This window comes from Amycolatopsis sp. NPDC059235, assembly GCF_042754125.1.
Taxonomy (GTDB): Bacteria; Actinomycetota; Actinomycetes; order Mycobacteriales; family Pseudonocardiaceae; genus Amycolatopsis; species Amycolatopsis albidoflava.
In genome coordinates, this window is record NZ_JBHZAG010000084.1 from 25,188 (window position 1) to 39,848 (window position 14,661).

Here is a 14,661-nt window from a genome sequence, read left to right on the forward strand (position 1 = left end):
GTCCCGAAGCCCACTCCGCTCAAGCGCGAAGCATCCCCGTCCGGCCGCCTCAACTCAGGCGCACGGCTTCCCTGCCGTCTCCTCTACGTCCGAGCCCGGCCGTCCCGAAGCCAGCTCCGCTCAACCGCGAAGCTTGCCCCGCTCGATTTCGCTCAGGCGCGCGGCTTCTCCCCCGCCGTCTCCTCCACATCGGAGCCCAGCCGTCCCGAAGCCCACTCCGTGATCCGGCGCGCCACATCCTGGGCGGTCAGGCCGATCCGGTCGAGCACCTCGGCGCGGGTTCCGTGGTCGTGGAACGCCTGGGGCACCGCGAGATCGCGCAGCGGGACGTCGCATTCGGCATCCCGCAGCACCGCCGCCAGCGCCGAGCCGAAGCCGCCGTGGCGGCCGCTGTCTTCGACTGTCACTACGAGTTTGTGCTGTTCCGCCAGCGCCACCAGTTCCGCGGGCACCGGGACCACCCAGCGCGGGTCGGCGACTGTCACGCCGATGCCCTGATCCGCCAAGCGGTCCGCGGCCGACAGTGCCAGCTGCGCGAACGGACCCACCGCGACGAGCAGCACGTCCGTCGAACCTGACGGGCGGCGCAGCAGGTCGACGGTGCCGATCCGCTCCACCGCGGGTACGTCCGGGCCGACGCTGCCCTTCGAGAATCGCAGGGCGGTCGGGCCGTCTTGGACCGCGACTGCCTCGCGCAGTTCCTCGCGCAGGGTTCCCGGGTCGCGCGGCGCGGCCACTCGCATGCCCGGCACCATGCCCAGCAGCGACAGGTCCCACATGCCGTGGTGGCTCGGGCCGTCCGGTCCGGTAATGCCTGCGCGGTCCAGCACGAACGTCACCGGCTGGCGGTGCAGCGCGACGTCCATCAGCACCTGGTCGAACGCCCGGTTCAGGAACGTCGAATACAGCGCGACGACCGGATGGCAACCGCCCATCGCGAGGCCGGCGGCGGACGTCACGGCGTGCTGTTCGGCGATGCCGACGTCGAACCAGCGGTCCGGGAAGCGCTCGGAGAACTTCTCCAGCCCGGTCGAGCGCAGCATCGCGGCGGTGATCGCCACGACGTCCTCGCGCTCCTCGCCGATCTTCGCCAGCTCGTCGCCGAACACGCCGGTCCAGCTGGGACCCTTCACCGGCGGCAGCCCGGTCTCCGGGTCGATCGGGTCGGTCTGGTGCATCTGGTCGGCCTGGTGGTTGACCGCGGGCGCGTAGCCGTGGCCCTTCTCGGTGACTACGTGCACGATCACCGAACCGCCGAACGCCCGTGCGCTCTGGAACGCCTTCTCCAGCGCGACCAGGTCGTGTCCGTCGACCGGGCCGAGGTACTTCAGGCCGAGGTCGGAGAACATCACCTGCGGGCTCAGCGCGTCCTTGATGCCCGCCTTGGCCGCGTGCAGCGCGGCGTAGATCGGCTTGCCCACCACCGGGGTGCTGCGCAGCAGCTCGCGCCCGCCGTCCAGCAGCCGCTCGTAGCCCGGCTGCAGCCGCAGCGACGCCAGGTGGTCGGCCATCCCGCCGATGGTCGGCGAGTACGACCGGCCGTTGTCGTTGACCACGATCACGACCGGACGGTCCTTGCGCCCGGCGATGTTGTTGAGCGCCTCCCAGCACATGCCGCCGGTGAGCGCGCCGTCGCCGACCACCGCGATCGCGTGCCTGCGCGGGCCGCCGGACAGCTCGAACGCCTTCGCCATTCCGTCCACATAGGACAGTGCGGTGGACGCGTGGCTGTTCTCCACCAGGTCGTGCTCGCTCTCGTCGCGGCACGGGTACCCGGTGGGCCCGCCCTGCTGGCGAAGCAGGTCGAAGTCGACGTGCCGCCCGGTGACGATCTTGTGCACGTACGCCTGGTGCCCGACGTCCCACACGATCGCGTCGCGCGGCGAGTCGAACACCCGGTGCAGCGCCAGCGTCAGCTCGACGACGCCCAGGTTGGGGCCAAGGTGCCCGCCGCTGCGGCGGACCTTGTCCACGAGGAAGTCCCTGATCTCGGCCGCCAGCTCGCCGAGGTCCTCGACGCTCATGCGCTTCAGATCCGCCGGTCCGTGCACCGAGTCCAGCATGGTCACCGCTCCACCTCGCCCGTTTCTTCCTCCGCCGGTTCCGGCCAGTCTACGGACGCGCGCCACCTCGGTCCGGCCGCCCGCGTCCCGGATCACAGCTTCGGGGAGAACGCAACTCCACGAGCGGGGAAGATCACCAGCCCGGTCAGTCAAGTCGCGGTCACCCGGCGTGGCCGTGATAATCCCGGACGGACCCCCGAGCTCGAGAGGACCCCATGGCGGACTTGTACATCGGCGGCGAATGGGTGGACGCGCGCGCAGGCGGGCGACGCGAGATCCGGTGTCCCGCGGACGGCAGCCTGGTCGCCGAGGTCGCCGAAGCGACCGCGGAGGACACCGAGGCCGCCATCGCCGCGGCGCGCCGGGCATTCGACACCGGCCCGTGGCCCGGCACCCCGGCCGGCGAACGCGGCAACCTGCTGCTGCGCGCGGCCGACCTGCTCGACCGCGACGCGGAGGAATTCGCCCGCGCCGAATCGCTCGACACCGGCAAACGCCTGGTCGAGAGCCGCTACGACATGAGCGACATCGCGGCTTGCCTGCGCTATTTCGGCAAGCTCGCGGGCAACGACGCGGGCCGCGTCGTGGACACCGGCAGCGCGGATTCGTTCAGCCGGATCGTGCACGAGCCGGTCGGCGTGTGCGGGCTCATCACCCCGTGGAACTACCCGCTGCTGCAGACGGTGTGGAAGATCGCCCCGGCGCTGGCCGCGGGCAACACGTTCGTGCTCAAACCGAGCGAGCTGACGCCGCACACCTCGATCCTGTTCATGCGGCTGCTCGCCGAGGCCGGGCTGCCCGGCGGCGTCGCGAACCTGGTGCTGGGAGCGGGCCCGGCGGCCGGAGCCCCGCTGTCGGAGCACCCGGACGTCGACCTCGTGTCGTTCACCGGCGGACTGGCCACCGGACGGGTGATCGCAGCGAATGCCGCGGCGACGGTGAAGAAGGTCGCGCTCGAACTCGGCGGCAAGAACCCGAACGTCGTGTTCGCCGACGCGGACTTCGAGACCGCCGTCGACTACGCGCTCACCGCGGTGTTCCTGCACTCCGGGCAGGTGTGCTCGGCCGGCGCGCGGCTGATCATCCAGCGCGAATGGCACGACGAGTTCGTCGACGAGCTGGTGCGCCGCGCGGAGCGGATCCGCCTCGGCGGGCCGTTCGACGAGAACGCCGAGACCGGGCCGCTCATCTCCGCCGCGCACCGCGAGAAGGTGGAGCGCTACGTCGCGACCGCCATCGAGGAGGGCGCTGTCCTGCGCACCGGCGGCAAGCGTCCGGACGACCCGGCGCTGAAAGACGGCTTCTACTACCTGCCGACGATCCTCGACAACGTCCAGCAGGGCAGCACCGCGGTCGTCGAGGAATCCTTCGGCCCGGTGCTGACCGTGGAGACGTTCATCGACGAGGACGACGCCGTCCGCATCGCCAACGACACCCACTACGGCCTGGCCGGCGGAGTGTTCACTCAGGACGCCGCCCGCGCCCAGCGCGTGGCGAACCGGCTCCGGCACGGCACGGTGTGGATCAACGACTACCACCCGTACCTGCCGCAGGCCGAATGGGGCGGCTACAAGCAGTCCGGTTTCGGCCGCGAGCTGGGCCCGACCGGACTGGCCGAGTACACCGAGGTCAAGCACATCCACCAGAACCTGAAGCCCGGTCCCCAGCACTGGTTCTCCGGCTGATCCCCCTCCCCCACCGAAAGGAAACCGTGCCCTTGAGCGACACCGGCGATCGCGAACTCGGCGAATTCGGCTACACCAACCAGCTCAAGAGAACGCTCGGCAGTTTCCACACCTTCGCTGCCGGCATCAGCTACATCTCGGTGCTGACCGGGGTGTTCCAGCTGTCCTATCTCGGTCTCTCCGAGGGCGGCCCGGCCTATTGGTGGTCCTGGCCCGCGGTGTTCGTCGGGCAGCTGATGGTGGCTCTCTGCTTCGCCGAACTGGCCGCGCAGTACCCGGTCGCCGGGTCGGTCTACAACTGGGCGAAGAAGCTCAGCAACCCGCACATCGCGTGGATGGCCGGCTGGATGATGCTGCTGGCCTCGATCGTCTCGATCTCCGCGACCGCGCTCGCCTACCAGCGGACGCTGCCGCAGATCACGTCGTTCTTCCAGTTCATCGGCGACGGCACGGGCACCAGCGACGCGGCCAACGGCGTGCTGCTGGCCACCGTGCTGATCGTGTTCACGACGCTGGTCAACGCGTTCGGCGTGAAGCTGATGGCCCGGATCAACAGCGCGGGCGTGTTCGTCGAGCTGCTGTTCGCCGTGCTGCTGGTGGTGTTCCTGGCGTTCCACTTCGTCCGCGGCCCGTCAGTGGTGACCCAGACGAACGGCACCGAAGCCGGGCATTCGTCCGGCTACCTCGGCGCGTTCCTGATCGCCGGCATCGCCTCCTCGTATGTCATGTACGGCTTCGACACCGCCGCCTCGCTCGGCGAGGAATCGCTGAACCCGCACCGCAACGCGCCGAAGGCGATCCTGCGCGCGCTGGTGGCCTCCTTCGTGCTGGGCGGGCTGATCATCCTGTTCGCGCTCATGGCCGTGGGCAACATCAACGCGCCGGAACTCGGCACGGTCGGCCTGCAGTACGTGCTCACCGACGCGCTCGGCCCGGCGATCGGCCGGGTGTTCCTGTTCGTCGTGTTCATCGCGATCACCGTGTGCGTGCTGGCGGTGCACACCGCGGCGATCCGGATCGCGTTCGCGATGGCGCGGGACAACGCGCTGCCCGGCGGCCGGAAACTGGCGCGGGTCAACAAGACGACCGGCACCCCGGTGCTGCCCGCGATCGTGATCGGCGTGCTCGCGGTCGCGCTGCTGGTGCTGAACATCAACTCCACGCAGATCTTCTCGGCCGTCACCAGCCTCGCGATCATCCTGATCTACCTGTCCTACCTCCTCGTGACCGTGCCGATGCTGATCCGCCGGCTGCGCGGACGCTGGCCGCGCGAGGGCACCCCGGCCGGCCGGTTCTCCCTCGGCCGCTGGGGCCTTCCGGTGAACGTGCTCGCGGTGTTGTGGGGCGGCGCGATGACGGTCAACCTGGCCTGGCCCCGCAACGAGATCTACAACGCGACCCCGCCCTTCCACTGGTATCTGAAGTGGATTTCGGTGCTGTTCGTCGGCGTCTTCGCGGCCGGCGGCTTCGCCTATTACTGGTTCGTGCAACGGCACAAGGTCGGGGTGCTGGCGGACCACGCCGCCGCCCCCGCGCCCGATGAGGAGGTTTCCCGGTGAGCGCAAGCGAGTTCGACTACGTGGTGGTCGGCGGCGGCACGGCAGGATCGGTGGTGGCCGCCCGGCTGTCCGAGGACCCGGACGTGACGGTCTGCCTCCTCGAAGCCGGACCGTCCGACACGGACGTGCCGGAGGTGCTGGAACTGACCCAGTGGATGGGCCTGCTGGAATCCGGCTACGACTGGGACTACCTGGTGGAGCCGCAGGAAGCGGGCAACTCCTACCTGCGCCAGGCCCGGGCCAAGGTGCTCGGCGGCTGCTCCTCGCACAACTCGTGCATCGCGTTCTGGGCCCCGGCCGAGGACCTCGACGAATGGGCCTCGATCGGCCTGCCCGGCTGGTCGGCCGCCGACGTTTTCCCGCTGTACAAACGACTCGAGACCAACGACGGCCCCGGCGAGCACCACGGCCGCTCCGGCCCTGTCACCATCCGGTCGGTCCCGCCCCGCGACCCGGCGGGCGCGGCGCTGCTGTCCGCGTGCGACCAGGCGGGCATCCCGACGACGGAGTTCAACTCCGGCACGACGGTCACCCACGGCGCGAACTGGTTCCAGATCAACGCCCGCGAGGACGGCACCCGGTCCTCGGCATCGGTGTCCTATCTGCACCCGATCATGGGCAAGCGGCCGAACCTGGAGATCCGCACCGGCGCGCGGGCGAAGCGGCTGCTGTTCGACGGCCGCCGCTGCACCGGCGTCGAGGTGCTGGACCCGGACCTGATCCACCACAGCACGATCACCGCGCGCCGCGAGGTGGTGGTCAGCTCCGGCGCGATCGACACGCCGAAACTGCTGATGCTCTCCGGCATCGGGCCCGCCGAGCACCTGCGTGAGGTCGGCGTCGAGGTGCTCGTGGACTCGCCGGGCGTCGGCTCGAACCTCGAGGACCACCCCGAGGGCCTGGTGATGTGGGACGCCCTGCAGCCGATGGTCACCGAATCCACGCAGTGGTGGGAAATCGGCATCTTCACGATGACCGAGGACGGCCTGGACCGCCCGGACCTGATGTTCCACTACGGTTCGGTCCCGTTCGACATGAACACCGTCCGGCACGGCTACCCGACGACGGAGAACGGCTTCTGCCTCACGCCGAACGTGACGCGCAGCCGATCGCGGGGCACCGTGCGGCTGCGCACCCGCGACTTCCGCGACAAGCCCCGCGTGGACCCGCGCTACTTCACCGACGAGTACGACATGCGCGTGATGACCTACGGCGTGAAGCTCGCCCGCGAGATCGCCGCCCAGCCCGCTCTCGACGAGTGGGCCGGCGTGGAACTCGCGCCGGGCCGGGACTGCAAAACCGACGACGAAATCGCCGATTACCTCCGCAAGACGCACAACACCGTGTACCACCCGGCGTGCACGGCCCGGATGGGCGCGGACGGCGACCCGGAGGCGGTCCTGGACGCCCGCCTGCGCGTCCGCGGCGTCGAAGGCCTGCGAGTGGCCGACGCTTCGGTGATGCCGTTCCTCGTCACGGTGAACCCGTGCATCACGACGATGGCGATCGGCGAGAAGTGCGCGGACATGCTCAAGGAAGACCGGAGCTGATCTTCGGGCGGGTGGTTGTGTCCCGGCGGGAACAGCCACCCGCTCGCTCCGGCCGACAGGATCGGTCCGCCCGCCGGATCTCAGCCGGGCGCCGGGCCGCCGTCGGCCCGTCACCAGAACACGCGCCATTGCCAGCACTTCGCGCAGAATCATGTGCCACCCCTCGCTTCGTCCTCCGGCCGTTGCCGGAGAGCGCACCTCCTCGATGCACATAAGGTCAGTCGCCAGCGAGCGCGCGAAGGTTCTCGAGTAATCGAACCGTTACCAAAAGTCACGATCGTCGGCTCGGGCGGGCGTTGCTCAGGGTGCGGATTTCGTTGCGGGACAAGCAATCGAGCACCTGCCTCGCACCGAGCCGGGTCCACACCCGGACAATCCGCGGCCAGCGCCGGAGAACCGCGCGCGACCGGCGAAGGCGAGAATCGCGGACCCATCACGCCGCGGGTGCGGACGCACAGCAAGCAACCGGGGCCTTACCCGCGCCAAGCCGAGCCCCACCCAGCCAGCACCGGCGGAACCGGGATCGCGAAGGCAAAACCACGGCCAGGAGACGCTCCGGACGTAGACTTCCTTGTGTGGCAGGCAATCGGGCGCTCGCGTGGGCCGGGGCGATCGCCGCGGTGGGCGGTGGCGTCGGGCTTGCCCTGCCGACCGCGCACTACCTGCCGTCGCATCTGCCGCTGGGCGCTCTGGAACCCGACCTGGACCTCGGCCTCCGGCTGGTCTGCGCCGGGGCGTTGGCGCTCGCGTTCGCTCTCGCGATCCTGACCCTGCGCCGACGCCAAGCCGAGCCCCTGGCCTTCGCCTCCCTGACCGGCATCGCGGTAGCGGGAATCCTGCTGCACTACCTCGTGATCACGCTCCCCGGCGTGAACCGGCTCGCCCCGTCCGCCGCTGTACAGCCAGCGGTCGGGGCGTGGGTGCTGCTGGCCTCCGGCCTGGTCCTCGCCGCGACCGGATTCGCCGCGGCAGCCGCTGCCCAACGAGCGCGCTGAGTCACTGCAGCAGCGCGACACACTCCACGTGGTGCGTCATCGGGAACGCGTCGAATGCCCGCAGATCCGTCAGCGAATACCCGTGCTCGGAGAAGAACTGCACGTCCCGCGCCAACGCCGCCGGGTCGCAAGCCACGTAGACGATCCGATCCGGCTCGCCGGCCGCGATCGCGTTGACGACCTCTCGGCCCGCCCCCTTGCGCGGCGGGTCGAGCACCACGACGTCGACCGGCGTCGGCGCGTCCCCGATGAGGTGTTCCACGCGCCCGGAACGCCAGCTGACCTGCGGAAGGTCGGAAAGATTGCGCTCGCCGTCGGTCACCGCGCGCCGTCCGGATTCGATCGCCAGCACCTGCCCGTCCGGGCCGACCTGCTCGGCCAGCACCGAAGCGAACAGCCCGACCCCGGCGTACAGATCCCAGGCGATACCGCCGCGCGGCGCGTCCGCCCAGTCCCGCACGAGTTCCGCGAGCGTGTCCGCGGCGCGCGGGTGGACCTGCCAGAATCCGTGCGCGTCGAGCCGCCAGTCCCGCCCGGCCGCGTGCTGGATCGCCATGCCGCCGGACAGCTGCTTGCCCTGCGTGCGCCCGCGCACCGTGACGAGTTCGCGCAGGTGGAGGTGGTTGTCGCCGTCGCTGGTCGTTTCCAGTTCGACGCCCGGCCGCCAGCGTTTGCTCAGCGCGGCGTCGAGCGAGCCCGGCACCGCGATCGGGCAGTCGTCGATCGGGATGACGCGGTGGCTGTGGTGCGCGCGCAGCCCAGCCTGGCCGTCGCGTCCGGCGACCAGCCGCACCCGGCTGCGCCAGCCGAGCGGGCTGTCGTCGAGCGCTTCCACGACCACCTCGCGCTCGATCCCGGCGAGCCGCTGCAGCTGTTCGGCCACCACCGCGGCCTTCAGTTCACGCTGGTAGGCCGGTTCGGCGTGCTGCCAGTCGCAACCTCCGCAGCCGCCCGGCGCGGCGAGCGGGCACGGCGGCGTCACCCGATGCTCGGACCCGCTGAGCACCTCGATCGCGTCCGCCCGACAGAACGAACCGCCCTTGTCTTCAGTCACTTCCGCTCGGACGCGTTCGCCCGGCAGCGCGTGCCGCACGAACAGCACTCGTCCGTCCACACGCGACACGCAGTGCCCGCCGTGCGCGACCGGACCTACTTCCAGTTCCAGTACGCGGCCTAGCCAGCTGTCGCTCATTCCGATGATTCCTTTGTCGCAGGGGCTGGCTTCTTGGCGTCCGCCGGGCGAGCGGTGCCGGGGGTGAATCCGCGCCGGACGTCACCGGCGGACGGGCGGGCCTTGCGCATCCGCGCGGCCGCCTTCTGCGACGACTCCAGCTGCCACGGCACGCTCGCGACGACCACGCCCGGCTGGAACAACAACCGTCCCTTGAGCCGCAACGCGCTCTGGTTGTGCAGCACCTGCTCCCACCAGTGCCCCACGACGTACTCGGGAATGAACACGGTGACCACGTCGCGCGGGTTGGCACCGCGCACGCGCTTCACGTAATCCAGCACCGGCTTCGTGATTTCCCGGTACGGCGATTCGACGACCTTCAGCGGCACCTTGAACTTGTGCGCTTCCCATTCCTGGGTCAGCGCGCGCGTGTCGGCGTCGTCCACATTGACCGTGACCGCTTCGAGCACGTCCGGGCGCATCGCCTTGGCGTAGGCCAGCGCGCGCAGCGTCGGCCGGTGCAGTTTGGACACCAACACGATCGCGTGGTTGCGCGAGGGCAGCACGGTCGGCGCGTCGCCCATGTCCTTGAGCTCTTCCGACACCCGGTCGTAGTGCTTCCGGATCGCCGTCATCAGCGCGAAAATCGCCACCATCGCGGCGATCGCGATCCACGCGCCGAGCAGGAACTTGGTGATCAGCACGATCACCAGCACGACGCCGGTCATGGTCAGGCCGACCGCGTTCACCGTCTGCGAACGGCGCATCCGCCGCCGCGCCGCCGGGTCGGTCTCCTTGGCCAGCAACCGGTTCCAGTGCCGGATCATGCCCGCCTGGCTCACCGTGAACGACACGAACACGCCCACGATGTACAGCTGGATCAGCCGGGTGACCTCCGCGTCGAACGCGATGATCAGCACGAGCGCGAAGGCCGCGAGGAACAGGATGCCGTTGGAGAACGCGAGCCGGTCGCCGCGGGTGTGCAGCTGCCGCGGCAGGTAGCGGTCCTGGGCGAGGATCGAGCCGAGCACCGGGAAGCCGTTGAACGCGGTGTTCGCGGCCAGCAGCAGGATGATGCCGGTGGAGAACGAGATGTAGTAGAACGCGGGCGGGAAGCTCTCGAACACCGCGTGCGCGATCTGCGCGACGATCGTCTTCTGCTCGTAGCCCGCGGGCGCGCCGGCCAACTGCCGCGCCGGGTCCTCGGCGAAGTTCACCTTCGTGACGACCGCGAGCGTGATGATCCCGACGAGCATCGTCACCGCGAGCACGCCCATCAGCAGCAGCGTGGTGGCCGCGTTCTTCGACTTCGGCTTGCGGAACGCGGGAACGCCGTTGCTGATCGCCTCGACCCCGGTCAGCGCCGCCGCGCCGGACGAGAACGACCGCAGGATCAGGAACACGAACGCGACGCCCGCCCAGCTGCCTTCCTCGTGCAGCGTGAAGCCCGCGCTCTCGGCGCGCATCTCGGTGCCGGTGAAGGTCTGGAACAGCCCCCAGACGACCATGATCAGGATGCCGGCGATGAAGCCGTAAGTGGGAATGGCGAACGCTTTGCCCGATTCGCGCACCCCGCGGAGGTTGAGCGCGGTCAGCACGGCGACGATCACCACCGCGGTGATCACCTTGTGGTTGGCCACCCACGGGATCGCCGAGCCGATGTTGGCGACACCGGACGAAGTGGACACCGCGACGGTCAGCACGTAGTCGACCAGCAGCGCGCTCGCCACTGTCAGGCCGAACTTCCCGCCGAGGTTGGTGGTCGCGACCTCGTAGTCGCCGCCGCCGCTCGGATACGCGTGCACGTTCTGCCGGTACGACGCCACGACGACGAGCATGACCAGCGCGACCGCGACCCCGATCCACGGCGCGAAGGCGTACGCGGACAGGCCGGCGACGCTCAGCGTCAGGAAGATCTCCTCCGGCGCGTAGGCCACGCTGGACAGCGCGTCGGAGGCGAAAATGGGCAGCGCGATGCGCTTGGGCAACAGCGTGTGGGAAAGACGGTCGCTGCGGAACGGACGCCCTAGGACCAGCCGTTTCAACACGGTCGGGAACTTCGACACCACGAGAGCGTAACCGGGTGGGCGCAAGGTAGGTTCGGCGCTGGTGTCCGAGGGTACCCACGACCGGGTCATCCCCACCCTGCGAGGAGGCTAAGCGTGCACGTGGTGATCATGGGATGCGGCCGCGTCGGCGCGTCTCTGGCCGCGGCGCTGGAGCGGCTCGGCCACGACGTGGCCGTCATCGACAAGAACCAGCAGGCGTTCCGCAGGCTGGGCAGCGACTTCCACGGCCAGCAGGTCGTCGGGGCGGGTTTCGACCGCCGGGTGCTCGTCGAGGCCGGGATCGAGCGAGCGGGCGCCTTCGCGGCCGTGTCGAGCGGCGACAATTCCAACATCATCTCCGCGCGGGTCGCGCGCGAGAACTTCGGCATCGAGCACGTGGTCGCGCGGATCTACGACCACAAGCGCGCCGCGGTGTACGAACGGCTGGGCATCCCGACCGTCGCGACCGTTCCGTGGACGACCGACCGGTTCCTGCGCACCCTGCTGCCCGACGGCGTCGCCTCCGCGTGGCGCGACCCGTCCGGCAACGTCGCGCTGCTGCAGCTTCCGCTGCACGAGGGCTGGGTCGGCCGCAGCGTGCGCGAGCTGCAGGAGACCACCGGCGCGCGGGTGGCGTTCATGATGCGCTTCGGCACCCCGGTGCTGCCGGACGCGAAGACCGTCGTGCAGGCCGACGACGACGTGTGGGTGGCGGCGCGCTCGGGCACCGTCGGAGACGTGACGAGCCTGGCCGCTCGCGCCCCCGAGGAGGAGAACTGATGCGGGTCGCGATCGCGGGCGCGGGAGCCGTCGGGCAGTCCATCGCCGCCGAGCTCATCGACGGCAATCACCAGGTGATGCTGATCGAGCGCGACGCCGACCAGTTCGAGCCGGAATCCGTTCCGCAGGCCGACTGGGTGCTGGGCGACGCGTGCGAGGTGTCGATCCTCGAGGAGTCCGGAATCGAACGCTGCGACGTCGTGATCGCGGCGAGCGGCGACGACAAGGCGAACCTCGTGGTGTCGCTGCTGGCGAAGACGGAGTTCGCGGTGCGCCGCGTGGTGGCGCGGGTGAACAACCCGGCCAACGAGTGGCTGTTCACCGACGCGTGGGGCGTCGACGTGGCCGTGTCGACCCCGCGAATGCTCGCCGCGATGGTCGAGGAGGCGGTGAGCGTCGGCGATCTGGTGCGGCTCATGACGTTCCGGCAGGGGCAGGCGAACCTGGTGGAACTCACCCTGCCGGAGGAGACGCCGCTGGCGGGCAAGCCGGTGAGCGAGCTGGCGCTGCCGCGCGACGCGGCGCTGGTGACCATCCTGCGCGGCGACCGGGTGATCGTGCCGCAGCCGGAGGACCCGCTGGAGGCCGGCGACGAGCTGCTGTTCGTCGCGACCTCGGACGTCGAACCGGAGATCCGCTCGGCGCTCGGCTACTGAGACGGACGAAAAAGGGGCGGGCCCGCGATGGGCCCGCCCCTTTTTTGCCGCGTCGGATCAGGTCTCCGGGGTCGGCGTCTGCGCGTACTTCTCCCGCAGCCGCGCCTCCACCTGCGCGTCGGTTTCCGGCTCCGGCTCTTCCTCGGCGAGCGCCTTCAGCCGCTTGTCGGAGCGGCGCACCGCCCAGACGACCACCAGCAGCCCGATCGCGTACAGCGGGTAGCCCATCGCGATCTTGGCGAACGCGAGCCAGCCGGTCTGGTTGCCGTCGTACAGCCAGCGCTGCACCACGAACCGGGCGGCGAAGATGACGGCCATCGCGAGCGTCGCGACGTCGTAGCCGTAGCGGGACGGCTTGTCCTTGCGCCAGGCGGTGCCGTTGCCGTTGAGCGCGTTCCAGACGACGCCCGCCAGCGGCCAGCGCACCAGCACCGAGATCACGAACACGGCGCAGTAGGCGAGGCTCGCCCAGATGCCGAACAGGAAGAACCCCTTCGCGGACCCGGTGCGGAACGCGATGAACGCCGCGATCGCGACGCCGAAGAAGCCCGAGATGGCCGGCTGCAGCGGCTCCTTGCGCACGACGCGCAGGACGGTGATCGCCACCGCGCTGCCGATCGAGCCCCAGATCGCCACGGTGAGCCCGAAGAACGCGTTCAGGAGCACGAACACGATGACCGGCACCGAGGAGTAGAACAGGCCGGAAACCCCGCCCATCTGCTCCATCAGCGTCGGCTGCCGCTCTTCGTCGCCCCCGTTTCCGGGCGCGTCCTTCTCGTCGCGGGGAGCAGCGGGTTCAGTCACGAGCGTTGATCACCCTACCGGGCTCTGGAGTTCGTAATACGGGTTGTAGAGCACCTTCTGCCCGTCCCGTTCGGCCATCCGGCCGCGGACCTTGACGGTGCGGCCGGGCTCGATGCCGGGAATCCGGCGCCTGCCCAGCCAGATTAGCGTCACGCCCTGCGTGCCGTCGAACAGCTCCGCCTGCAGCGAGGCGGGCCCGTCGGTCGGCGACAGCTCGACGCTGCGCAGCCTGCCGAGCACCGTCACCTCTTCGCCGGACCGGCAGTCACAGGCGCGCTGCGCGCCTTCGGCACCCGACCTCTCGGACATCTCGTCGGCGTCGAGGTCCTCGACGTCGCTGGTCAGCTTGCGAACCAACCGGCTGAAGTAGCCGCCGTCCTTGGCGGACATGGTGTGCTCCTGTGCTCCGGGGCCCCGACTTCGTTCGGCCCGTGCGTGTTCCAGCGTAGCTGTGGTCCCAGTCAGGGAAACGGGTTTGGGGCAAGATCGCAACGTGACGTCCGCAATCCGTATCCCGGCCGCCGTCCTGCTGCCCGGCACCGGCTCTGACGAGGTCTTCGTGCGCTCGGTGTTCGGAGGGCCGCTGGCCGCGCTGGGAGTGCCGCTGATCACGCCCACGCCGGTCGCTGGGGCCGGTCTCGCGGAGGCGTTTTTGGCTGAGCTGGACGGTCTCGCTGACCGGTACGGGACGGTGCTGGTGGGCGGGATTTCGTTCGGGGCGCATCTCGCGGCGGAGTGGGCGGTGGCGAATCCCGGGCGTTGCGGGGGGCTGCTGGCGGCGCTCCCGGCTTGGAACGGGGAATCCGGATCAGCACCCGCGGCGCTGGCCGCGGGCGTTACAGCGGATCTGGTGGCCGATGTGGGGGTGGAGGGGGCTTTGGCGGCGGCTGTCGCGGGGAGTCCGGAGTGGCTTGGGGAGGAGTTGGGGCGGGCTTGGCGGCGGCATGGGGACGGGCTGGAGGCTGGGTTGAGGGTTGCTGCCGGCAGGAGTGCGCCGACGTTGGAGGAGTTGCGGGGGGTGGGGGTTCCGGCTGGGGTCGGGGGGTGTGCGGATGATCCGGTTCATCCTGCGGAGGTGGCTCGGGGGTGGGCTGGGGCGTTGCCTCGGGGGGTTTACGGGGAGACGTCGCTTGAGGTGGTTGGGCGGGATCGGGAGGCGTTGGGGAGGGTGACGGTTTTGGCGTTTTTGCGGGGGTTGCGGGCGTGAGCGGCTCGTCGCCTGGCGGCGACATTGCGCCCGTTGGTTGCGTGGGGCACCCCGAAGTTTGATTGTCCTGACGGTCTGGGGGTGCTTGTCAAGGCGGGAAAGATTGCTTTAAAAAAAACCCCACACCCCAGAGGAGGCAGAGT

General features: G+C 69.9%; 12 protein-coding genes. 7 read left to right on the top strand and 5 right to left on the bottom strand.

All coding sequences use genetic code 11. The features are described from left to right. Positions 1-152 precede the first annotated feature (152 nt). Entirely contained in the window at positions 153-2,069 is a 1,917-nt protein-coding gene (gene dxs, locus ACFXI3_RS37380) for a 1-deoxy-D-xylulose-5-phosphate synthase (protein ID WP_378406070.1), read from the bottom strand. A 209-nt stretch (positions 2,070-2,278) separates the two neighbouring features. Here dxs and ACFXI3_RS37385 point away from each other — a divergent pair, with 209 nt between their 5' ends. The 4 genes from ACFXI3_RS37385 (at position 2,279) to ACFXI3_RS37400 (ending at position 7,852) form a co-directional block, all read left to right on the top strand. Continuing rightward, positions 2,279-3,748 (top strand): aldehyde dehydrogenase family protein, encoded by a 1,470-nt coding sequence (locus ACFXI3_RS37385; protein WP_378406072.1) that lies wholly within the window; start codon positions 2,279-2,281, stop codon positions 3,746-3,748. A 32-nt stretch (positions 3,749-3,780) separates the two neighbouring features. Next, entirely contained in the window at positions 3,781-5,307 is a 1,527-nt protein-coding gene (locus ACFXI3_RS37390) for an APC family permease (protein WP_378406074.1), read from the top strand. Beyond that, positions 5,304-6,857, top strand: coding sequence for a GMC family oxidoreductase N-terminal domain-containing protein (locus ACFXI3_RS37395; protein WP_344267540.1), 1,554 nt, complete (start codon positions 5,304-5,306; stop codon positions 6,855-6,857). The genes ACFXI3_RS37390 and ACFXI3_RS37395 overlap by 4 nt, the downstream gene beginning before the upstream one ends. 575 nt (positions 6,858-7,432) lie before the next feature. Then, entirely contained in the window at positions 7,433-7,852 is a 420-nt protein-coding gene (locus tag ACFXI3_RS37400; protein WP_344267542.1) for a hypothetical protein, read from the top strand. Between the two features lies 1 nt (position 7,853). Here the strand turns inward: ACFXI3_RS37400 and ACFXI3_RS37405 are convergent, their stop codons facing one another. Beyond that, positions 7,854-9,044 (bottom strand): class I SAM-dependent RNA methyltransferase, encoded by a 1,191-nt coding sequence (locus tag ACFXI3_RS37405; RefSeq protein WP_378406077.1) that lies wholly within the window; start codon positions 9,042-9,044, stop codon positions 7,854-7,856. Beyond that, entirely contained in the window at positions 9,041-11,089 is a 2,049-nt protein-coding gene (locus ACFXI3_RS37410) for an APC family permease (protein WP_344267546.1), read from the bottom strand. Before ACFXI3_RS37410 ends, ACFXI3_RS37405 begins: the two co-directional genes overlap by 4 nt. Before the next feature lie 96 nt (positions 11,090-11,185). On the opposite strand from ACFXI3_RS37410, the gene ACFXI3_RS37415 reads away from it, so the two are divergent. Both ACFXI3_RS37415 and ACFXI3_RS37420 read left to right on the top strand, forming a co-directional pair. After that, positions 11,186-11,851: a TrkA family potassium uptake protein gene (locus ACFXI3_RS37415; RefSeq protein WP_354750456.1), complete on the top strand. Its 666-nt coding sequence runs from the start codon at positions 11,186-11,188 to the stop codon at positions 11,849-11,851. Next, the gene (locus ACFXI3_RS37420) at positions 11,851-12,507 is read left to right on the top strand and encodes a TrkA family potassium uptake protein (protein WP_344267550.1); all 657 of its coding nucleotides are present in this window, start codon (positions 11,851-11,853) and stop codon (positions 12,505-12,507) included. Before ACFXI3_RS37415 ends, ACFXI3_RS37420 begins: the two co-directional genes overlap by 1 nt. A 57-nt stretch (positions 12,508-12,564) precedes the next feature. Here ACFXI3_RS37420 and ACFXI3_RS37425 read toward each other — a convergent pair whose 3' ends face one another. Together ACFXI3_RS37425 and ACFXI3_RS37430 are read right to left on the bottom strand one after the other, a co-directional pair. Then, complete coding sequence (locus tag ACFXI3_RS37425; RefSeq protein ID WP_378406081.1) at positions 12,565-13,233, bottom strand: DUF3159 domain-containing protein; 669 nt, start codon at positions 13,231-13,233, stop codon at positions 12,565-12,567. Positions 13,234-13,320: 87 nt separating this feature from the next. Then, positions 13,321-13,701: an OB-fold nucleic acid binding domain-containing protein gene (locus tag ACFXI3_RS37430; protein WP_009075573.1), complete on the bottom strand. Its 381-nt coding sequence runs from the start codon at positions 13,699-13,701 to the stop codon at positions 13,321-13,323. Between the two features lie 103 nt (positions 13,702-13,804). Here ACFXI3_RS37430 and ACFXI3_RS37435 point away from each other — a divergent pair, with 103 nt between their 5' ends. Next, a complete protein-coding gene (locus tag ACFXI3_RS37435; RefSeq protein ID WP_378406079.1) occupies positions 13,805-14,518 on the top strand; it encodes an alpha/beta hydrolase in 714 nt (237 codons plus the stop codon). Positions 14,519-14,661: the final 143 nt, after the last annotated feature.